The following is a 21,621-nucleotide window of genomic DNA, read 5'->3' as shown; positions in this document are numbered from 1 at the left end:
AGTGGGTGCAAGAAAAACGTGGTGAGAGCGCGGATCAGCGGATGCGCAGGCGATCCTGATCGGTCCAGCGACTGGTGTCGGACAGCACCACCGCATCGCCCGGCGCAAGGCCGCTGCGGATCTCGATGCGATCGCTGGACACCGCGCCGTACTCGACCGGGCGGCGCTGCGCCTGCGCGCCGCCGGGGGCAAGCACGAACAGCGTGCCGCGACTGTTGGGCGCAGCCGAGGCCGGGCGACCGATGCTCAGGGTGTTGCGCACGGTGCCCAGCAGCACCTGGCCATCCACCGACAGGTCCGGGCGAACGCCGCTGGGCAAGGCGGCATCGAAGGCGACATCGACGGTGACGCTGCCCTCGCGCACCGCCGGGTCGATGCGGCTCAGATGGCCCTGGACGAGGCCGTTGCGGGTATCCACCGACACCGGCAGGTCCAGCACCAGGTCCTTGGCCAGCACCTCGGGCACCTGCAGGCGCGCGATCAGCTCGTCCGGGCGCGCAACGCGCGCCAGCTTGGCGCCGCTGTCCACCTGCTGGCCCGGCTCGACCTCCACCTGCTGCAGGATGCCGTCGATGCCGGCGCGCACCTCCATGCTGTCCACCTGCTGGCGGGCGATGGACACCGCGCTGGCGGCCTCGTCGCGGCGCGCGCTCGCGGCCTGCAGCTGCGCGGCCATGTTCTGGCGGAAGGCGGCAACGCGCGCGGTCTCGATCCGTGCCCGGCCCTGGTCCTGTTCCTCGCTGATCTGCGCTTCCTTCAGCTCGATGGCCGACATGACGCCGGCCTGGTGCGCACGCTCGTAGGCCTGCCGCTTGACCTCGGCGATGCGCCAGGCCGAGGACGCGCCGGCCTCCTGCGCCTGCTGGTCCAGCAGCTGCGAGGCCAGGCTGGTGCGCATCGCGGCGACTTCGGCCTGGGCCCCGGCCAGCGCGGCCTGAGCCTTTTCCAGGTTGGCCAGCAGCTCGGGGTTGGCCAGCCGCAGGATTACCGTGCCGGCCTGCACGCGCGCACCGGCCAGCACCACCACCTCCTGCACGGTGGCCGTGGCCCCGGCGGTGATCCAGCGGGTCTGGCGCGGCACCAGCGTGCCGGTGGCGCGGATCTGGCGATGCATGTCGCCGGCCTGCACCGTTTCGATCCACAGCTCCGAGCGGGCCACGCTCGGCGCGGCCTTGCCGATGCCAAGCCCAAGTCCGACCAAGGCTCCCAGCGCGGCGATGCCCACGCCCAGCCACTGCACCCTGCGCCGGCGCCAGAGCGGAAGTCCCGCGGTTTTGACGATATCCATGCCTTGATCAGCGCAGACATCGTGCCAATTCGTTTCGACCCGTAACCTACTGATCGGCCTTGTTTTCTCCAGCCGTTACGGCCCGGCGCGCCGTCCGATTCCGTACATGACGACCGGAATCGAACGCCGCACCGGCGATGCCTAGGGCTGCACCACCGTGATCTTGGCCGGCGTCGAGCGGCCCACGCCGCGCAGCTGCGGGCGGTACATGTCCTCCACCAGCGGCGGTGGCACGGTGTAGGTGCCCGGGGTCACCGCCCGCACCAGGTAGAACAGCTTGGCCTCCTGACCGCGTTCCAGCTTCAGCGCGGCCACGTAGCGGTCATCGCGAAACTCCTCATGCTTGACGTCGGCGGCCTGGCCCCGGTCGCTGATGTCGATGCCATCGACCACCACATCGGCCCACTGCTTGGCATCGCCGAGGTTGAAGTTCTCGATCTCCAGGCCCGCCGGCAGCAGGTCGGTCAGCAGCGCGTCGGGCATGCTGTCGTTGGCGGTGATGGACACCCGCACGATCAGCGCCTCGCCCTCCTTCAGCTCACCGCCCTTCCAGGGCTGGCCGTCGGGGGCGTAGTAAGCACGCTCAATGCCGATCACGCTGCTGTCGGCCGCAGGCGGCGTGCGCGGGATGCCGGCGACCTCGAAGCTGGCGTACATCGGCGGCGTGCCCTGCGGGGCGAACCTGACCCCGCGTGCCAGCGCCGCGGCATCCACGCTGCGACCGAACATGCGCGCTTCCGGCACCGCCTCGCTGTCCTCGCCGACCGAGAAGGTGCCCGCCACGCGCTTGTCCTGGGCGACCATCAAGGCCTTGCCCAGGCGCGCCAACGCCACCTGTTCCTGCGTGCTGAGGTAGAGGTAGCCGCCCTGGCGCCGGGCCTCCAGCTCACGCCCCAGGTCCACCGCGCGCGCGTCGTACTCGGGCTTGGCCAGCTTGCGCTCGTGGACCAGCGCGATCATCAGCGCGTCATCGCGCAGCGGCGTGCCGTAATCGCCCAGGTAACGCGGTCGCTCGCCGCGCATCTCGAAGCCGGCCTTGATCGCCGCCTCGCCGCGCTTGCCATCGCCCTGCATGGCCATGGCCAGCCCCAGGTGCACCAGCGGCAGGCCGGTCAGGCTCTTCTTGCGCTCGTTGTCCCACAGCGTGCGCAGGGTGCCCAGCGGCGCGCGGTTGACCCGCGCCAGCACATAACCGGCATAGGCCTGGTGGGCGAACTTGAGGTGCTCGCGGTTGTCCTGGCCATAGAAGCCGTTGCCGCCGGACAGCAGGTCCTCGCTGAGGCGATTGAGCGCCTTCTGCAGCACCGCATCGGGCACGGCGAAGCCGCCGTCCCTGGCATCGAGCAGGAACTCGGCGATGTAGGGCGTCAGCCCCGGATTGACGTCGCCATCGTCGCCCCACATCGAGAAGTTGCCGTTGGCCACCTGCATCGAGGCGAGCCGGCCGAAGGCCCCTTCCATGCGCTCGCGGCGCTGGGCCGCGTCCAGGCCGTCGATGCCCAGTGCGGTGGCCGTGGCGGTATCCAGCTGCAGCGCCGCGTAGCCCTTGCTGGTGGTCTGCTCGGCGCAGCCGTAGGGATAGCGCAGCGCGCCATCGATCGCCGCGGCGAAGGGAATGGCCGGGACCGCGCTGACCACCATGCGGGCATTGACCGAGGAGGCCATCAGCCCATCGGCCATCGAGGCCGGCAACTCGATGGGCGCCAGCGGATCGATCACCCGCGTCTGCGTGCGCAGCACCGCCGGCCAGGCCGCGCGCACCGGCACGTCGTAGCGGCGATCGACCTTGAAGCCGTTGCCCTCAACCCGCACGCGCACCTGCGCGGTGGTATAGCCCTCGCCGCCGGTGATGGGGAAGCTCAGCGTGCGCTTGGCTTCCGGCGCCAGCGTCACGGTGCGCTTGCCCTCGCCCAGCTGCAGCGGGCCGATGCCCTCGACCTGCACCTGGAAATCCCCGGCCTTGCCGGTGTAGTTCTGCACGTCCAGGGTGGCCGTGCTGGTATCGCCCGGCGTCAGCACGCGCGGCAGGCTGGCCTCGGCCAGGATCGGCGCGCGCACCAGCGTCTCCACGTCGCGGTTGCCGTACTGGTCATCCGCGTACACCAGCGCCGATACCCGCAGGGTGCCGTTGAAGTCCGGCACCTTCAGCACGATGCGGGCATTACCCTTGGCATCCAGCGCCACCGGGCCGGAGTACAGGTCCACGGTCTGCACGCGCGCGGTCGGGCGCCGCGCCTGCGGCAGGGCGTCCAGCGCCATGTCGCCGCCGAAGCGCAGCTTGGCGTTGCCGCCCTCGAAGCTCTCGATCACCCGCCCGTAGATGTCGTAGGCATCCACGCCCAGGCGACGCTGGGCGAAGAAGTGCGCGTTGGCATCGGGCACCGGGAAGCGGGTGATGTTGAGGATGCCCACGTCCACCGCCGAGACCGTCACGTGCGCGGCCTTGCCCGCCAGCTGCGGCACGCTGACCGTCACCGGCATGTCCTGCTGCGGGCGCATCTGCGCGGGCGATTTCAGCCCGACCGCCACGCGCCGCGCCTTGCGGTCCATCGGCACATGCGCCACGCCCACCGCCCGCGCCGGGGTGACCTTGCTGGTCGCCGTGCCGCCGCGGAACACCAGCGCGGTCACATAGACGTCATGACGTTCCCAATCCTCAGTCACCGGGATCTCGAAGCGGCTGCCTGGCTTCACGTCGATGTTCTGCACGTAGAGCATGTGGTCGCTTTCGACCATCAGCACGCCCTTGCCCGGATGCGGCGGGGTCACCGTGACCTTGAGCGTGTCGCCGGCGCGATAGCCGGTCTTGTCCAGCGCCAGCTTGACCTTGTCCGGGCGCGCATCCAGCCCGCGGTTGTCATCGCCCCAGCTCCAGCCGGCACGGAACGGATAGCGCGTGGTCAGCCCTGTGGCCGGGTCGAACACATCCAGCCGGTACTCGCCCCACTCCACCGGGAAATCGATCCGCGCCGCGCCGCCGCTGATCTCGACCGTGCGCGTTTCCACGTTCTCGAAGCGGCGGGTGAAGTCGTAGTCCCAGCCGCCGTCGTCGTTCACGCGCCAGTGATAGTCGCGGCGCTCGCGCACCAGGGTGACCTTCAGGCCCTTGCCGCCTTGCGGTTTGCCGGCGGCGTCGAAGCGCTGCAGCTCGAAGCCGGCATTGGCGTCGGCATCGGCGCCCTCGCCGTCATCGAACAGCGGGCGCACGCCGGTCAGCACCGGCGCCGGCCACAGCACGCGCTTGAGCGTACGGGTGACCGTGCGCCCACCGCTTTCGTAGACACTGCCGGAGACGATCGCCGCGATCGGGCTGACCGGCTTGGCCTCGGCCGGCAGCGCCAGGTCCTCAGCGTAGTGGCCCTTGGCGTCGAAGCTGGCGTCGATCACATCGCGCGCCTCCTTCGGCAGGTCCAGGGTCGGGTCGCCGAAGAACCAGCCCGGCAGCTTGTCCAGCGGATGCTGCTCCACCGCCACCGCCAGGCGCGCGGTGAAGCGATTGCCATCGGCCGGCGCGCCGTAGAGGTAATCGGCCTGCGCCTGCAGGCGCAGCGGCTGGTTGGGCTTGATCACCGCATCGGCGCTGTCCAGGGTCAGCTTCATGCGCTCGGGCAGGAACTCCTCGATGCGCAGGGTCATGCCCTGCACCGCCTCGGCGCTGTTGGGATCGGTGCGGAACTCCACCTGCCAGCGCCCGGTCGGCGCCTCGGCCGGGATGGCCTGCTCGAAGGTGAAGAAGCCCTGCTCGCCCGGCTGCAGCCTGGTTTCGCGATAGACCTTGCCATCGGGCTGCTTGAGGCGCAGGAACACCGGCTGCTTGCCGGCCTTGCCCACCGGCACTGGCTTGCCGTCGAAATCGCGCAGCAGCGCCTGCACGCGCACGGTCTCCCCGGGTCGGTACAGGTCGCGGCCGGACCAGGCGAACACGTCGAACCAGGCCTGCGGGCGACCGGCCACGGCGAACTCTGACAGGTCCAGCGCCGGCTGGTTGAACGGCAGCAGGCTGACATCGCCCTCGCGTCGGGCCACCAGCACCTGGCTGGCATCCAGCTTGTACTTGAGGACCGCATTGCCGTTGCCGTCGGTCTGCCCCTTCAGCACGGTCTGTCCGTCGGCGCCCAGCACGCGCAGCTCCACGTTCTTCATCGCACTGCCGTCGGCCAGCGAGGCGGTGTGCACGAACAGGGTGTCCTTGTAGGCGCGCGTATGCAGGCCGATGTCGCTGACAGTGAAGAACGCGGTCTCCATGTCATCGCGGAAGCGCCCGGTGCGCTTCATCACCGCGAAGTACAGGCCCGGGGCCTGCAGTTCCTTGATGTCCTGGGTGGGCAGGTAGGTCAGGGCGCGCGTGTTGGGCTTGCCACCCAGCACGAAGCGGTTGAGATAGACCGGCTCGGCCAGCTCGCCCAGCGGCACGTCCTCACCGTAGTCGCGGTCCAGGTCCCAGGTGCCGCGGCGACCGCCGCGCTGGTACTGGGCGAAGAACCGCGGCAGCTGCTTCTCGCTCACGCGCAGGAACTCCACGTCCACTTCCGGCACGTTGACCGACACCACCGGCAGGCCGCGGCTCTCCTTGGCCGGCAGCACGCTGCCCTGCGAGGCGAAACCCACGGCAGGTTCCAGCTCGCCGGTGTGCACGGTCTGGTCGATGGCCTTGGCCAGCTTGCTGCCATCGGCGGCCAGCAGGCCCGGCTTGACGGTGACGCGGTAGTCGCGCGCGGCCTCTACCGAGGGAAAGCGCAGGATCCGGGCTTCGTCGTCCAGCACCCAGCTGCCGCTGACGGGCGCGCCCTTGTCGTCGATCACCGCGGCCAGCGCATCGAAATCCTGCGCCCCCACCAGCGGCCGGGAGAACTCCAGGGCGATGGCGAGCGAGCCGCTCTTCTGGTCGGGATAGGCGCCCACCAGTGCGAAGCCCTTGACCTCGTCCTTGCGCGCGGCGATCGCTTCGCCGCTGGCTTCCGGCAGCTGCCCGCCGGGATTGCGCTTGCACGCCGGCAGTGCCAGCGTCATCGCGATCATCAACAAGACACCGATCCGATGCGCGACCTGTGCGCGCCTGTCCCCACCGTGTCCGACCTTCCCCGACTTGCCCATCGTCGCTGCGTCCCATGCCCCGAATGCGGCGCAGTATAAGCGCCGTCCATGGCGATCCAGCGGGTGCGCATGGCACGCGGGCGTGGCACTCGGCGGACAAGCTGGCGGCGGCTCCCGTTGACCGTGGTCAGGTCCCCATGGTTCGTTTCGCGGCGATGGTGGATGGGGGAAGGTTCTCCAGCCACGTAGGGTGGACAACGCCAAGCTTGTCCACCACGACGCCCGCGTAACCTCTCTCTTGGCGATGGTGGATGAAAGAGCGTCATCCACCCTACGGGCTCGCCTGCCTGGCTCATGTCGCGGTGGTGGCAGGCGAAGAATGTCCTCGACCCACGTAGGGTGGACAACGCGAAGCTTATCCACCACGACGCCCGCCTTGCCGTTTCGTGGCGATGGTGGATGGAAGAGCGTCATCCACCCTACGGCATACCCGCGTGAGCTCGTCTCGCGGTGATGGTGGTTGGGTGAGGTTCTTCACCCTCGTAGGGTGGACAACGCGAAGCTTGTCCACCGCGACGCCCGCATTGCCGGGTCCACGGCGATGATGGATGGAGAAGCGTCATCCACCCAGGGGATCGCATGCGACAAGGCCGCCTTGCGGCGGCCCTGTCGTGGTTCGCCCGCGGCCCGGGATTAGCCCTCGGGCGCTGCGTCCTGTGCCGGGGCGGCGCCTTCGCCGGCCACCGCCTCGGCCACGCCTTCCTCGTCCTGCAGCGAAGCGTCCAGGCGTTCGACCGCCTGCAGCTTCTCGCCCTTGGACAGGCGGATCAGGGTCACGCCCTGGGTGTTGCGGCCGACCAGCGAGATCTCCGCGCCCCGCGTGCGCACCAGGGTGCCGCCATCGGAGATCAGCAGCACCTCGTCGCTGGCGCTCAGCATCACCGCGCTGACCAGCCTGCCGTTGCGCTCGTTGGTCTGGATGCCGATCACGCCCTGGGTGCCGCGGCCCTTGCGCGGATACGCAGCCAGCGGGGTGCGCTTGCCGTAGCCGTTCTCGGTGGCGGTCAGGATGTAGCAGCCGTTGGTGTCCTGGATGGTGTCCAGCACGCCGTCTTCGGCCACTTCCACCGCGGCCTCCTCGACCGTCTCGGCGCCCTCGTCCTCGCTGTCGTCGGCCCCTGCCGCGCGCTCGGCCACGATCAGGCTGACCACGTCCTCGCCCTTGGCCAGCTTGATGCCGCGCACGCCGGTGGCGGTGCGACCCATCGAGCGGACCTTCTCCTCGCCGAAGCGCACGGTCTTGCCGTTGGAGGCGAACAGCAGCACGTCGCGCTCGCCATCGGTCAGGCCCACGCCAACCAGCGCATCGCCCTCGTCCAGGTTGATGGCGATCTTGCCGCGCGCCAGCCTGAAGGCGAACTCGGTCAGCGGCGTCTTCTTGACCGTGCCGTTGCGGGTGGCGAAGAACACGTAGCGGCCCTCGGCGTACTCGCGCACCGGAAGCACCGCCTGCACGCGCTCGCCGGCTTCCAGCGGGATCCAGTTGATGATGGGACGGCCGCGCGCGTTCGGGCCGGCCTCGGGCAGCTGGTACACCGGCAGCCAGAACACCCGCCCGCTGCTGGTGAAGGTCAACAGCGTGTCGTGGGTGTTCACCAGCCACAGCTGGTCGATGTAATCCTCGTCCTTGGTCGCCGCCGCGCTGCGCCCACGGCCACCGCGCTTCTGCGCGCGATAGCTGCTGGCCGGTTGGCGCTTGACGTAACCGGAATGCGACAGGGTGACCACCATGTCCTCCGGCGCGATCAGGTCCAGGATGTCCAGGTCCTCTTCGCTCTGGCGGATCTCGCTGCGGCGCGCATCGCCGAACTCTTCCTTGACGTTCAGCAGCTCGGCGCGGATCACTTCCTTCAGCACATCCGGATTCTCCAGGATGCGGATCAGGCCGGCGATGGTGTCCAGCAGCTGGCGGTACTCCTCGGTCAGCTTTTCCTGCTCCAGCCCGGTCAGGCGGTGCAGGCGCATTTCCAGGATCTGCTGGGCCTGGACCTCGGTCAGCTGGTAGCGGCCGTCCAGGTAGCCCACGCCGTTGGGCAGGTCTTCCGGACGCGAGGCCTCGCTACCCGAGGCGGCCAGCAGCGAGCCCACCAGGCCCGGCTCCCAGGTCTTGGCCAGCATGCGCTCGCGCGCCTCGTTGGGGTTGGCCGAGGTCTTGATCAGCTCGATCATCTCGTCGATGTTGGCCAACGCGACGGTCAGGCCTTCGAGGATGTGCGCGCGGGCACGGGCCTTGCGCAGCTCGAAGATGGTCCGCCGCGTCACCACCTCGCGGCGGTGGCGCAGGAAGGCCTCCAGCATCTGCTTGAGGTTCAGCAGCTGCGGGCGGCCATCGACCAGGGCGACCATGTTGATGCCGAACACCGACTCCATCGGCGTCTGCGAGTAAAGGTTGTTGAGCACCACCTCGGCCGACTCGCCGCGCTTGACCTCGATGTAGATGCGCATGCCGTCCTTGTCGGACTCATCGCGCAGCTCGCTGATGCCTTCGAGCTTCTTTTCCTTGACCAGCTCGGCGATCTTCTCGATCAACCGCGCCTTGTTCACCTGGTAGGGGATCTCGGTGACGATGATCGCCTCGCGCCCGGTGCGGTCGTCGACCTCCACGTCGGCCTTGGCGCGCATGCGCACCCGTCCACGCCCGGTGCGGTAGCCGGCGATGATGCCGGCCGTGCCGTTGATGATGCCAGCGGTGGGGAAATCCGGGCCGGGGATGTACTCCATCAGCTGGTCGATATCGATCAGCGGGTTGTCGATCATGGCGATCAGGCCATCGACGACTTCGGACAGGTTGTGCGGCGGGATGTTGGTCGCCATGCCCACGGCGATGCCGGCCGAGCCGTTGACCAGCAGGTTGGGGAAGCGCGTCGGCATCACCGACGGTTCCAGCTCCTTCTCGTCGTAGTTGGGCACGAAATCGACGGTTTCCTTGTCGATGTCGGCCATCAGCTCGTGGGTCAGGCGCGACATGCGCGCCTCGGTGTAACGCATCGCCGCGGCCGAGTCGCCGTCGACCGAGCCGAAGTTGCCCTGGCCATCGACCAGCAGGTAGCGCAGCGAGAACGGCTGGGCCATGCGCACCAGCGTGTCGTAGACCGACTGGTCGCCGTGCGGGTGGTACTTACCGATCACGTCACCGACGATACGGGCGGACTTGTAGTACGGCTTGTTGCTGTGCGCGCCGAGCTCGTTCATGGCGAACAGCACGCGGCGATGGACCGGCTTAAGGCCGTCGCGCACATCCGGGAGCGCGCGGCCCACGATCACGCTCATCGCGTAATCGAGATAGCTTTTCCGCATCTCGTCTTCGAGATTGACGGGAATGATTTCCTTGGCGAGATCAGCCATTCGGTATCCGTTCTGGTGAGCACTGCAAGCGCCTGGAGGACCGCGCCGCGAACGGGTCGCGAGGCGGGCGAATCAGGCGGGAATTGAACCGCCGGAGTGTATCACAGAACCACCCCTCGCTGGCACAGCAAGCACCGGAGAAACAAGCACTTACTACGCGTGCGGAGCCGCGATGGCGCAGGTCTCAATCGTGGCCGCGCAGGGCCTTCGTCCCTGAGAAGGCCACTGCCTGGCGCAACGAATGCGAGAGGGTTCTGTGGGAGCGGCTTCAGCCGCGAAGGAGCTTTCCCGGGAACGCCCCTTCGCGGCTGAAGTCGCTCACACAGAGGTGTGGCGCGACCGCGGCAGCGCCCGACAAGCGCCTCGCCCCGAGCGCACTATCCGCTGACAGGTCGCAACCGGTTCCTCAGCCGAACAACGACCGCATGCGCTCCGCATCCGGCCGCTCGACCACACCCTTCTCGGTCACGATGGCATCGATCAGGCTGCCCGGGGTGACGTCGAACACGGGGTTCCAGGCCTTGATGCCCTCGGCCACGGTGCGCACGCCGCCGATGCCGTACAGCTCGCCGGGGTCGCGTTCCTCGATCTCGATGGCCTCCCCGTCGGCCGTGTCCATGTCCACCGTGGAGGACGGCGCCACCACCATGAACTTCAGGCCGTGGTGGCGCGCGGCGATGGCCAGCTGGTAGGTGCCGATCTTGTTGGCGGTATCGCCGTTGGCGCAGATGCGGTCGGCACCGACGATCACCCATTGCACCGCGCCGGTCTTCATCAGGTGCGAGGCGGCCGCGTCGGCGATCAGCGTGGCATCGATGCCATCCTGCTGCAGTTCCCACACCGTCAGGCGCGCGCCCTGCTGCCAGGGGCGGGTTTCGTCGGCGAACACCTTCAGGATCCTGCCCTGGGCTACACCGGCACGGATCACGCCCAGCGCGGTACCGAAACCGGCCGTGGCCAGCGAGCCGGTATTGCAATGGGTCAACACCCCGCTGCCCTCCCCGATCAGCGCCGCGCCCAGCTCGCCCATGTGGCGATTGGCCGCCAAGTCCTCATCGGCGATGGCCTGGGCTTCGCGCGCGAGCAACTCACGCCAGTCGGCACCGGCCGCAGGCAGCGCCCGGCGCATGCGCGCCAGCGCCCAGGCCAGGTTCACCGCGGTCGGGCGTGCGGCATTGAGGCGTTGCAGGGCCGGCTCCAGCTTCAGCGCGGCCTGCGCGCCGTCCTCGGCCTCCACCTCGCGCGCGGCCAGCACCGTGCCCCACGCGGCCGCGATGCCGATGGCCGGCGCCCCACGCACCGCCAGCGAATGGATAGCGGCGGCCACCTCGTCGCTGGTGCCGCAGGTCAGGTGCTCGACGATGAAAGGCAGCTTGCGCTGGTCCAGCAGTTCCAGGGCATCGCCGGTCCACAGGATGGGACGGATGCGGTCGTAGCGGGCGTAGTCGAAGGCGTCGTTCATGGGGCAAATTCTAGAGGAACGAGTGAAGAGGAACGAGGAACGAGTGGGTGGTGAGGCGAGGAGTGAGTGGAAAGGAGTGAACAGTGAATGGCTCGGCGCCGGCCTCAGGTGCTGCGCGCGGTCTTCCTCTCTCTCGTACCTCGTTCCTCTCCACTCGTTCCTGCTTCTCAGCGGACACGAAACTCCGCCCCGCACCCCTTGTCCACCCACAGCCCCTGCGGGTTCCAGCCCCAGCTCTGCCCCTCTTCGCAGGGCGAGTCGGACAGTTGTTTGAGCAGGCTGGCGCCCTGCTCGATACGCACCGGGCACTCCTTGCGCTGGAAATCCTCGGATTCGCAGCGCGCCACGCCCAGGCTTTCGCGCAGCAGGCCGACCTTGTCCACGTCGGCCTTGCCGGTGCGGAATTCGGCGCGGCAGCCATAGGTCACCCACACCCCGAAACGGTCGTAGCCCCAGTTGCGCCCCTGCAGGCAGGGGGTGCGCGAGAGCTGCTTGACCAGGGTCACGCCTGCGCGCGTATCCACGCTGCAATAGCGCTGGTCGCCACCGGTGGATTCGCAGCGGAAACGCATCGGTTTGACTGGCCGGTCCAGTTCGTCGTCCTTGTACTGCGCATAGCCCTTGCCCCAATCCATGGCGCACCCGGCAAGCGCCAGTGATGCCAGCGCGATGCCCACGATCCTCACCATGTCACTCGCCCCCTTGGACAGGCCCCCTGCAGCATGTTGCGGGACCGAGATTACACAGCGCGCGTTCAAATGGAGTTACGACGCCCCGGCGGCCTGGCGAAGGACCATCCGACCCCCGAGCGCCGGCTGCCGCCCCTTCCTGAAGGCATCAACCGCGACGACTTCAAGGGCGCGCAGGCCCGCACCGCGGTTCAGGCGCGCGCGAAATCGAAGGCCAGCACATCGCCGATCCGCGGGGTCTCTAGCAGCGCCATCAGCAGCCGATCCACGCCCATGGCCACGCCGGCGCAGGCCGGCATCGCCGGCAGAGCCGCCAGCAGCGCGGTGTCCAGCGGCGGCTGCGGCAGCCCACGCTCGGCGCGAAGGCGATTGTCGCGGGCAAAACGCGCGGCCTGCTCGGTCGCATCGGTCAGTTCGTGATAGCCGTTGGCCAGTTCGACACTGCCCAGGTACAGCTCGAAGCGCTCGGCCACCGGCGGGGTGCCCGGCCGGATCCTGGCCAGCGCCGCCTGCGATGCGGGCCAGTCGTGCACGACGGTGATCGCATCGGCCACGAACCCGGGCTGGATGCGGTGCGTCATCAGCAGGTCCAGCCAGTCGTCGCGCCCCAGCCCCTGGCCATCGATGGCGACCTCGCCCAACGCGGCTTGCAGCGCCTCTGCGGAGGCTTCGAACGGGTCCACCCCCACCGCCTCCCGGTACAGGCTGCGGTAGTCCAGGGTGCGCACGCTGGCCGTGCGGCCCACCAGCGCCAGGGCCTGCTGCACCAGCGCGACGGTCTCATCGGCCAGTCGCCTGTGATCCCAACCCACGCGATACCACTCCAGCATGGTGAACTCGGGGTTGTGGCGCCCCCCGGCCTCGCCGTTGCGGAACACCCGACCCAGCTCGTAGCAGTCGCCGATGCCTGCCGCCAGCAGCCGTTTGAGGGGGTACTCGGGCGAGGTCCGCAACCAGCGCAGCGGCTCACCGGCGCCGCGGTGGCCAGTGAAGTGCGTGGTGAAGCTTTCGATGTTCGGTTCGGTGTTGCCCGCCGCCGACAGCACCGGCGTCTCGACCTCCAACACCGCATGCTGGGCGAAGTAGCCGCGCAGCATCGCGTTGACGCGCGCGCGCAGTACCAGCGCCTCGCGCGTGGCACTTGGCGCCAGCGCGGCATCGGGCAAGGCCGCGCTCATGCGCCGTGCTGTTCCAGGAAAGCCAGCAGGCGCGCCTCGTCCCAGACTTCCACCCCCAACTGCTGCGCCTTGGCCAGCTTGGAGCCGGCTTCCGCGCCGGCCACCACGAAGCTGGTCTTCTTCGACACGCTGCCCGAGACCTTGGCGCCCAGCGCTTCCAGGCGCTCCCCGGCCTGGTCGCGGGTCATGGCCTCCAGCGACCCGGTCAGCACCACGGTCTTGTCCTGCAGCGGGCCTGCCGCCGGCGCTGCATCGCCTTCGGGAAGCTGCGCCATCAGCGCCTCGAGCGCCTCGCCGCTGCGCAGCAGCAGCGCCCGCTGCGCGGGTTCCTCCAGCCAGCCCGCCAGCGCGCGCGCCGAGTCGGCGGGCAGCCCAGCGGTGACGAAGTTGTGCTGCGCTTCCTTGGCGATGGCCTTGGCCGAGCCGAAGGCCGAGGCGAGCTGGTCGGCGCGGATGCGCGTGACCTTGGGAATCTCCAGATCCACCAGCAGCGTGGCCAGGTCCAGCGCCTGGCGCAGGGCGGCCGCGGGCGGATGCGCATCGCCGATGCGTACCCCGCCTTCGAGCAAGGCGTCGATGGCCTGCTGGTTGCCTGGCTGTTCGAAGAAATGCCCCAGCGCGCGGGCCACCTCGCCGCCGATGTCCGGCACCCGCTTGAACAGCGGCCACGGCAGGTGGCGGATCAGCGCCAGCTCGCCGAACCACTGCGCCAGCGCCTTGGCTGTGCTCTCGCCCACGTGCTGGATGCCCAGCGCGAACAGGAAGCGCTCCAGCGTGGTCTGGCGGCTCCGGTCGATGGCCTGGATCAGGTTCTCGGCCCACTTGGTGGCGACCTTGCCGGATTTGACGGTCTCGGGCGTGGTGCCATCGCGCGCGTCCGTGCGCCGCTTCATTTCCAGCAGGTCCTCCAGCGTCAGCCGGTACAGATCGGCCACGGACTGCACGTACCCAAGGTCCGAGAGATCCTCGATGTAGCGATCGCCCAGGCCCTCGATATCCATCGCCCGGCGCGAGGCGAAGTGCCGCACTGCCTCCTTGCGCTGCGCCGGGCAGCTGAGCTCGCCGGAACAGCGCCACACCGCCTGCCCCTCCTCGCGCACGATCTCCGCACCACACACAGGGCATTGCGTCGGCATCTGCCAGGGCTGGGCGCCAGGCGGGCGACGGTCGAGGATGACCCCGGCCACTTCCGGGATTACGTCGCCGGCGCGCCGCACGATCACAGCATCGCCCACGCGCACGTCAAGGCGCGCGATCTGGTCGGCGTTGTGCAAGGTGGCGTTGGTGACGATCACGCCCGCCACCTGCACCGGCGCAAGCCGCGCCACCGGGGTGGCCGCACCGGTGCGGCCGATCTGGATCTCGATGGCTTCCAGCGTGGTGGTCTGTTCCTGGGCCGGGAACTTGTGGGCGATGGCCCATCGCGGCGCGCGGGAGACAAAACCCATCTCGCGCTGGCCAGCGGCATCGTCCAGCTTGTAGACCACGCCATCGATATCGAAGGCCAGCCCATCGCGGGCCTGGCCGATGCTGCGGTAGTACTCGAGCAGTCCGTCGCTGCCCTGCACCGTGCGCGTCAGGTCGCTGACCGGGAAGCCCCAGTCGCGCAGCTGCGCCAGCACGCCCGAATGCGAATCGGCCAGCGTGCCGCCTTCCACCACGCCGGTGCCGTAGGCGAAGAAGCTCAGCGGACGCTGGGCGGTGATCGCCGGATCCAGCTGTCGCAGCGAACCGGCCGCGCCATTGCGTGGATTGGCCAGCACCTTGCCGCCCTGCTCGCGCACGCGCGCGTTGTAGGCCTCGAACTCGGCGCGCGGCATGTAGACCTCCCCGCGCACTTCCAGCACCTTCGGCCAGCCACGGCCCTGCAAGGTCTGCGGGATCGCCTTGACTGTGCGCAGGTTGGCGGTGACGTCCTCGCCGGTGGCGCCGTCCCCGCGCGTGGCGCCGCGCACGAAGCGCCCGTCCTCGTAGCGCAGGCTGATCGCCAGGCCGTCCAGCTTGGGCTCGGCCGAGAATGTCGGGTCCTGGCGGCCCAGCTTCTCGGTGATGCGGCGGACAAAGTCGGCCACCTCCTCCTCGCTAAAGGCATTGCCCAGGGACAGCATCGGCACGGCGTGTCGTACCGGGGCGAACTTGCCGGCCGGCGCGGCGCCGACCTGGCTGGAGGGCGAACTTTCGCTGGCCAGCTCCGGATGCTCGGCCTCCAGCGCCTGCAGCTCGCGCATCAGCGCGTCGTACTCGGCGTCGGGGATCTCCGGAGCGTCCAGCTGGTGGTACTGCACGTTGGCGCGCTCGATCTGGGCACGCAGCTCGGCGACGCGGCGGGTCGGGTCGGTATCGGTCATCTGGCCATTCTAAGGGGCAGGCGCAAGCAGACCGTCGACTGCAGGAAGCGGCGCGGTCTTGCCGCGGCGGGCGTCTTGGTGGACAAGCTGCGCGTTGTCCACCCTACGCGAACCGTAGGGTGGACAACGCTCTTTCATCCACCATCGCCGCGGAACGAACCACGCAGGCATGGCCGATTGGCAGCCTCAGCCGCGTATGGCCCGCCTGAATGTGGGGCGCTGCTGCTCAGGTGACAGCAGGGCGGCTCACGCTCTTGCCGCGACGGGCGGCTTGGTGGACAAGCTGCGCGTTGTCCACCCTACGCGAGCCGTAGGGTGGATGACGCTCTTCCATCCACCATCGAACGACACGGACCACGTGGAAACAAGCCCGTAGGGTGGATGTCGCTTTTCCATCCACCATCAAACGACACGGACCACGTGGAAACAAGTCCGTAGGGTGGATGTCGCTTTTCCATCCACCATCGCCGCAACACGGAAGATGTGGAGTTGGCGACCGCCGGCTTCAGCCGCCAGCGGCTGGCCTGCGCGGCGCCTTTACCAGCGCGGCGCCTTGGTCAGCGGCGGCGCCTCGTGCTGGCGGTCGTAGGCGCGCAGCTCTTCGCGGATGTGCTGGATGCGCTGGCGGCCCAGGGCGTTGCGGCTGTCGTCCAGCACCACCGCATCAAGCAGCTCGGCCATGCGCTGCACGTTGGGCAGCAGCATTTCCCAGGCGTCCAGCGCGCTCATCGGCGCCGGCAGGGTGAGGAAATAGGCAATGGCCGGCGTCTGCAGCTCGCGGATGGCCGACATGTCGAAGCTGCCTGGCTGCAGGATGTTGGCCATGCTGAAGACCGGGCCGCGCTCGGGGTGGTTCTCCACCAGGCGGTGGAACACGTTCATGTGGCCGAAGGTCAGCCCGGTCTTCTCGGCCGCCACCACGATGTCCTCACCGCGCAGCATCTGCCCGGCGCGCGCGGCGACATACAGCGAGACGATCTTGTCGAAGTCCCCGTTCGGGCGCTTGCCCAGCTCGGTATCCGACGCCCCCAGGCCCAGCTCGGGCTGGGTCACGGCCTCGCTGCTGTAGTCCACCGTGGCGCCCTTGTCGGCGCTTTCCGCGCCCAGACTGGGCTCGACCCGCGCCAGGTCACGCTCGCCGCTTTCGACCCGGCGGCCCTGGCTCGGCTTCTTGGGCCGGCCGAAGATGAAAATGGCTGCCAGCAGGATGACGCCAGCGATCAGGATGCCGACCCGCAACATCGCCACATCGGACATGGATCACGTTCTCCGCGAAAACTGGCGCAAGGATGTCATGTTCAGGCAGCGCCCGCCAAACGCGCGGCCTCTTCCAGGTCGACCGAGACCAGGCGGCTGACGCCAGGCTCGCGCATGGTGACGCCCGAAAGCTGGTTGGCCGCTTCCATCGTCGCCTTGTTGTGGCTGACGAACAGGAACTGCACCTTCTCGCTCATTTCCTTGACCATGTTGGCCAGGCGGCCGACGTTGGCCTCGTCCAGCGGCGCGTCCACCTCGTCCAGCAGGCAGAACGGCGCCGGATTGAGCTGGAAGATCGCGAACACCAGCGACACGGCGGTCATGGCCTTCTCGCCACCGGAGAGCAACGAGATGTTGGACACGCGCTTGCCGGGCGGGCGGGCCATGATGGACACGCCGGTGTCCAGCAGGTCCTCGCCAGTCAGCTCCAGGTAGGCGTGGCCGCCGCCGAACAGGCGCGGATACAGCGCCTGCATGCCCGAGTTGACGCGGTCGAAGGTGTCCTTGAAGCGGCCGCGGGTCTCGCGGTCGATCTTGCGGATGGCTTCCTCCAGCGTTTCCAACGCGGAGTTGAGGTCCGCGCTCTGCGATTCCAGGTACTCGCTGCGCTGGCTGGCCTCGCCGTACTCGTGGATCGCCGCCAGGTTGACCGGCTCCAGGCGCCGCATACGCGCCTCGATCTGGCCCACGGTCTGCTCCCACTGCGCCGGGTCGGCGACCTCGGGCAACGTGTTGATGACCTCTTCCAGGGTGAAACCGCCCTCCACCACGGCCGCCGACAGCTGCTCGGCCTTGAGCGTGAGCGCCTGCTGGTCCAGCCGGCGCTGGGCGATGCGCTCGCGCTGGGCCAGCGACTGCTCGTCACGCTGCTGGCGGGTCTGCTCGTACTTGCGCAGGTCCGCATCGATGCCGTCCAGCAGCGATCTCGCCTCGCCCAGGGCGCGGTCGGCCAGCACCCGCTGTTCCAGCGCCACCTGGCGTTCGGTTTCCAAGCTCTCCACCGGGTCGTCGTCATGGCTGAGCTGGGCGGTCAGCTCGCCCAGGCGCGAATCCAGCGCGCCGCGCTGGCCGGTCATGCGGTCCAGCGCCTGGCTCAGGGCGGTCATCTGCGTGCGCTGGGACTCCAGGGTCAGGGCCAGGGCATGGGCGGCATCGCGCGACTGCCGCGCCGCGTCGCGGGCGGCGTCGCGGGCTTCGGTCAGGCGGCGGCGCTCGACTTCCAGCGCCTGGCGGGCGCTTTCCTGGTCGCCCATGCTGACCACGGCGTCTTCCAGGCGTCCGCGGGCCAGGCGGGCCTGTTCGCGGCTGGTGTCCAGGGCCTCGATCAGCTGTTCGAGTTCGGCATCGATGCGCGCGGTGCGGTTGCGTGCGGTTTCCAGGCGGCCCTGCTGGCTCTGCAGCTGGCCGGCCAGCTCGGACAGGCTGCGGTGCGCGGCGTACAGGCTGCGCTGGGCGTCCTCGCGCTGCTGCTCGGCGGCCAGGGCCTGGTCGCGCAGCTGGCTCAGGCGCGTTTCCAGCTCGGCTTCGCGTTCCTGCAGGGACTCGATCTGCTCGCGCAGCGCCTGGATCTCGCGCTCGCGCAGCAGCGCGCCCTGCTTGGCCGCGCCCGAGTGCGCCACCCGCACCCAGCCCTGGCCCAGGCGCTCGCCCTGGCGGGTGATGATGGAATCGCCCTCGCCCAGCTGGGCCTGCAGCGCCTGCGCCTGGGCCAGGCTCTCGGCCGCGTGCAGGCGCGAGAGCAAGCGGCACAGGGCCAGCGGTCCGCGCACCTTGGCCGCCAGCGAGGTCGCCGGAAAGGCCGCCTCGCCCTGCGCCGAGGACACCAGGGCCAGGCGCCCGTCACCGAGTTCGGCCAGAGCCTGCAGCAGCTCGGCCTGGATCTGCCCGCCCGGGGCCTCCACCAGCACGCCTTCGATCAGCTGGCCCAGCGCGCTTTCCACCGCGTGCTCCCAGCCGGCATCGACCTCCAGCACCTCGCCCACGCGCGTGGCCGAGTCCAGGCCGTGCGCCTTGAGCCAGGCCATGGCCGCGCCCTGCTCCTGCCCCAGCGCGGCGGCCTGCAGGGTTTCCAGCGACGACAGCCGGCCGCGCGCGGCCTGCGCCTGCTTGCGCAGCTCGGCCAGCTCGCCCTGGGTGGCGCGCTGTTGCTCCTGGTGCGCGGTGACGGCCTGCTTGCGTGCCTCCAGCTGCTCGCTCAGGCCCTCGATGGCTTCCTTCTGGGTCTCGTGGCGCAGCTGCACGTCCTCCAGCGCCTCGGTCAGCGCGTCCACGTCCAGGCTGGCGCGCTCGGAGGCCAGGGCTTCACGGCGTCGGTCGCCTTCCAGCAGCTGGCGGTCCAGGTAATCCACGCGGGTGCGCTCGACCTCGCCGGCCCGCGAGGACTCGGCCGTGGCGCGGCTGTGCGCTTCCCAGCGCGCCTGCCAGTCGGCCAGGGCGGCCTCGGCATCGCGCAGGGCTTCCTGGCGCAGGACATCGTGCTCGCGCAGTTCCTCCAGCTGCGGCTCGGCCTCGGCCACGGTCTCGCGCAGCAGCGACAGGCGTTCCTCATCGCCGGAGATATGCGTGCCCAGCTCGCTCAGTTGCTGCACGGCCTCATCGCGGGCCCGGCGCAACCGCTCGGACAGGTCGCGCTGGTGCTGGATCTGTTGTTCGATGCGCGCCAGGGTGCTGGCGATCTGGTAGACCTCGGCCTGGGCCTTGTTGAGCGCCTCGCTGGCGGTGTCGCGGCCGGCGCGGCCTTCCTCCAGCAGGCGCTCGGCCTCGCGCTGTTCGGCGATGAACTGCTGCAGGCGGGTCTCGTCCTGGTCCAGGCGCGTGCGCGCGGCCTGCAGGTCGGCGTCCAGGTTGCGGTACAGCAGCGCCTTCCACTCGGCGTCCTTGACCCGGCGCTCTTCCTGCAACGCCTGGTACTGCTCGGCCTGCCGCGCCTGGCGCTTGAGGTGCTCCAGCTGCTTGTCCACTTCCTCGCGCAGGTCCGACAGGCGTTCCAGGTTCTCGCGCGTGTGGCGGATGCGGGTCTCGGTCTCCTTGCGGCGCTCCTTGTACTTGGAGATGCCGGCGGCCTCCTCCAGGTACACCCGCAGGTCCTCGGGCCGGGCCTCCACGATCTGGCTGATCATGCCCTGCTCGATGATGGAATAGCTGCGCGGCCCCAGGCCGGTGCCGAGGAACAGGTCGGTGATGTCGCGGCGGCGGCACTTGGTGCCGTTGAGGTAGTAGTTGCTCTGGCCGTCGCGGCTGACCGTGCGCTTGACCGAGATCTCGTTGAAGGCGGCGAACTCGCCGGAGACGGTGTGGTCGGTGTTGTCGAAGATCAGCTCGACGGTGGCCTGCGAGACCGGCTTGCGCGCGGCGGACCCTGAGAAGATCACATCGGTGAGCGAGTCGCCGCGCAGGCGGCTGGCCGAGCTCTCGCCCATCACCCAGCGCACCGCGTCGATGATGTTGGACTTGCCGCAGCCGTTGGGCCCGACCACGCCGGTCATGTTGGTGGGCAGGTGCAGCGTGGTGGGATCGACGAAGGACTTGAAGCCGGACAGCTTGATGGTGGACAGGCGCATGCGTGCAGGTTCCGGGCAGCGGCGCGCTCTGAGGCGGCGCGGCTGCCACTGGTGGCAATCTCGTGTGTTTCCGACGCGCCGCGCCCCCGTCGATGCACGGGTCGCAGGCCCGCCGGCGCGGGACAGCCGAGTATAGCGGCGCCCGCGACGGGCGTTCGAACCTGCGCTGGCCGGCTCGAGCGGCCGCCGAGAGGTCAGGCCGTCGCCGGGCCCGGGACGATGGCCGGTTCGATCCGCGCCTCGGTGGCCGGGTCGAAGTAATGCAGGCGCGCGCTGTCCAGGCGCAGCCACACCGCCGCGCCTGGCGCGGGCAGGCTGCGTGGTGGAATGCGCGCGATGAGGTCCAGGCCGTGGGCCTGCAGGTGCAGGAAGATCTCGTTGCCCACCGGCTCGACGTTGTCCAGCGTGGCCTGGAAGGCGCCAGGTTCATCGGCCTGGGCCAGGTGCAGGTCCTCCGGGCGCACGCCCACCACCAGCGGCTGTCCCAGCACGCCCGCGGGCAGGGACGGCGGGCCGGCCCAGGGCAGCAGCGCCCCGCGCTCAAGCAGCAGCCCTTCCGGCTGCGCGATCCCGCGCAGGACGTTCATCGCCGGGCTGCCCAGGAAGCCGGCCACGAACAGGTTGGCCGGGCGGTCGTAGAGCGCCATGGGGGTATCGATCTGCTGGATCTGGCCGTCCTTGAGCACCACGATGCGCTGGCCCAAAGTCATGGCCTCGACCTGGTCGTGGGTGACATAGATCATCGTGGTGCCCAACTGGCGATGCAGCCGGGCGATCTCGGTGCGCACCGAGTGACGCAGCTTGGCATCAAGGTTGGACAACGGCTCGTCCAGCAGGAACACCGACGGCTCGCGCACCAGCGCCCGGCCCAGCGCCACGCGCTGGCGCTGGCCACCGGACATGGCCTTGGGCAGCTTGTCCAGCATCGCGGTCAGGCCCAGGGTCTCGGCGGCGGCCTTGATGCGCGCATCGATGGTGGCCTTGTCGTGCTTGCGCAGCTTCAACCCGAAGGCCAGGTTCTCGGCCACGGTCATGTGCGGATAGAGCGCATAGGACTGGAACACCATGGCGATGTCGCGGTCCTTGGGGGCGACATCGTTGACCACCCGCTCGCCGATCTTCAGCGTGCCGCCACTGATCTCCTCCAGCCCGGCAATCATGCGCAGCAGCGTGGACTTGCCACAGCCAGAAGGGCCCACCAGCACCATCAGCTCGCCATCGGCGATCTCGAAGCTGGCGCCATGCACGGCGACCTGGCCGTTGTCATACACCTTGCGCACACCATCCAACTGCACACTTGCCATCGCATCTCCGATTCAACGCTGCGCCTGCGCTGCCGCCGGCCCTCCCGATGACAGTCTGCGCCGCCGGTGGGCGATGTGCATGAAACTTTCAGCGCA

At 69.3% G+C, this 21,621-nt stretch carries 10 protein-coding genes; all 10 read right to left on the bottom strand.

Translation table 11 applies throughout. The annotated features are described in order from the left end of the window. Window positions 1–34: 34 nt before the first annotated feature. Window positions 35–1,288, bottom strand: coding sequence for an efflux RND transporter periplasmic adaptor subunit (locus EPA99_RS04785; RefSeq protein WP_129470053.1), 1,254 nt, complete (start codon window positions 1,286–1,288; stop codon window positions 35–37). Window positions 1,289–1,429: 141 nt separating this feature from the next. Then, window positions 1,430–6,307, bottom strand: a complete 4,878-nt coding sequence (locus EPA99_RS04780; protein ID WP_241688287.1) for an alpha-2-macroglobulin family protein — start codon at window positions 6,305–6,307, stop codon at window positions 1,430–1,432. Between the two features lie 708 nt (window positions 6,308–7,015). Next, window positions 7,016–9,727 carry a DNA gyrase subunit A gene (gene gyrA / locus EPA99_RS04775; RefSeq protein ID WP_129470051.1) on the bottom strand — a complete coding sequence of 904 codons (2,712 nt, stop codon included), beginning with the start codon at window positions 9,725–9,727 and terminating at the stop codon, window positions 7,016–7,018. Between the two features lie 406 nt (window positions 9,728–10,133). Then, on the bottom strand, window positions 10,134–11,189 hold the full coding sequence (mtnA, locus tag EPA99_RS04770) for an S-methyl-5-thioribose-1-phosphate isomerase (protein WP_129470050.1): 1,056 nt from the start codon (window positions 11,187–11,189) through the stop codon (window positions 10,134–10,136). 167 nt (window positions 11,190–11,356) lie between these two features. Further along, window positions 11,357–11,878 (bottom strand): DUF3011 domain-containing protein, encoded by a 522-nt coding sequence (locus tag EPA99_RS04765; RefSeq protein WP_129470049.1) that lies wholly within the window; start codon window positions 11,876–11,878, stop codon window positions 11,357–11,359. 191 nt (window positions 11,879–12,069) lie between these two features. Next, on the bottom strand, window positions 12,070–13,056 hold the full coding sequence (gene epmA / locus EPA99_RS04760; RefSeq protein WP_129470048.1) for an EF-P lysine aminoacylase EpmA: 987 nt from the start codon (window positions 13,054–13,056) through the stop codon (window positions 12,070–12,072). Further along, a complete protein-coding gene (ligA, locus tag EPA99_RS04755) occupies window positions 13,053–15,404 on the bottom strand; it encodes an NAD-dependent DNA ligase LigA (protein ID WP_129470047.1) in 2,352 nt (783 codons plus the stop codon). The genes epmA and ligA overlap by 4 nt, the downstream gene beginning before the upstream one ends. Window positions 15,405–15,941: 537 nt before the next feature. Next, on the bottom strand, window positions 15,942–16,661 hold the full coding sequence (gene zipA / locus EPA99_RS04750) for a cell division protein ZipA (RefSeq protein ID WP_129470046.1): 720 nt from the start codon (window positions 16,659–16,661) through the stop codon (window positions 15,942–15,944). A gap of 41 nt (window positions 16,662–16,702) precedes the next feature. Then, window positions 16,703–20,221: a chromosome segregation protein SMC gene (smc, locus tag EPA99_RS04745; protein WP_129470045.1), complete on the bottom strand. Its 3,519-nt coding sequence runs from the start codon at window positions 20,219–20,221 to the stop codon at window positions 16,703–16,705. A gap of 194 nt (window positions 20,222–20,415) precedes the next feature. Next, a complete protein-coding gene (locus tag EPA99_RS04740; protein WP_129470044.1) occupies window positions 20,416–21,525 on the bottom strand; it encodes an ABC transporter ATP-binding protein in 1,110 nt (369 codons plus the stop codon). Window positions 21,526–21,621: the final 96 nt, after the last annotated feature.

Origin of the sequence: Pseudoxanthomonas composti, from assembly GCF_004122095.1 — a bacterium.
Taxonomy (GTDB): domain Bacteria; phylum Pseudomonadota; class Gammaproteobacteria; order Xanthomonadales; family Xanthomonadaceae; genus Pseudoxanthomonas_A; species Pseudoxanthomonas_A composti.
The sequence above is the reverse complement of the archived record's forward strand: the minus strand, read 5'-3'. Positions and strand labels throughout refer to the sequence as shown.

Excerpts from the sequence above, each read along its gene's own strand:
- EPA99_RS04785 (WP_129470053.1), bottom strand. The coding sequence starts at position 1,288 with ATGGATATCGTCAAAACCGCGGGACTTCCGCTCTGGCGCCGGCGCAGG.
- EPA99_RS04780 (WP_241688287.1), bottom strand. The coding sequence starts at position 6,307 with ATGATCGCGATGACGCTGGCACTGCCGGCGTGCAAGCGCAATCCCGGC.
- gyrA (WP_129470051.1), bottom strand. The coding sequence starts at position 9,727 with ATGGCTGATCTCGCCAAGGAAATCATTCCCGTCAATCTCGAAGACGAG.
- mtnA (WP_129470050.1), bottom strand. The coding sequence starts at position 11,189 with ATGAACGACGCCTTCGACTACGCCCGCTACGACCGCATCCGTCCCATC.
- EPA99_RS04765 (WP_129470049.1), bottom strand. The coding sequence starts at position 11,878 with ATGGTGAGGATCGTGGGCATCGCGCTGGCATCACTGGCGCTTGCCGGG.
- epmA (WP_129470048.1), bottom strand. The coding sequence starts at position 13,056 with ATGAGCGCGGCCTTGCCCGATGCCGCGCTGGCGCCAAGTGCCACGCGC.
- ligA (WP_129470047.1), bottom strand. The coding sequence starts at position 15,404 with ATGACCGATACCGACCCGACCCGCCGCGTCGCCGAGCTGCGTGCCCAG.
- zipA (WP_129470046.1), bottom strand. The coding sequence starts at position 16,661 with ATGTCCGATGTGGCGATGTTGCGGGTCGGCATCCTGATCGCTGGCGTC.
- smc (WP_129470045.1), bottom strand. The coding sequence starts at position 20,221 with ATGCGCCTGTCCACCATCAAGCTGTCCGGCTTCAAGTCCTTCGTCGAT.
- EPA99_RS04740 (WP_129470044.1), bottom strand. The coding sequence starts at position 21,525 with ATGGCAAGTGTGCAGTTGGATGGTGTGCGCAAGGTGTATGACAACGGC.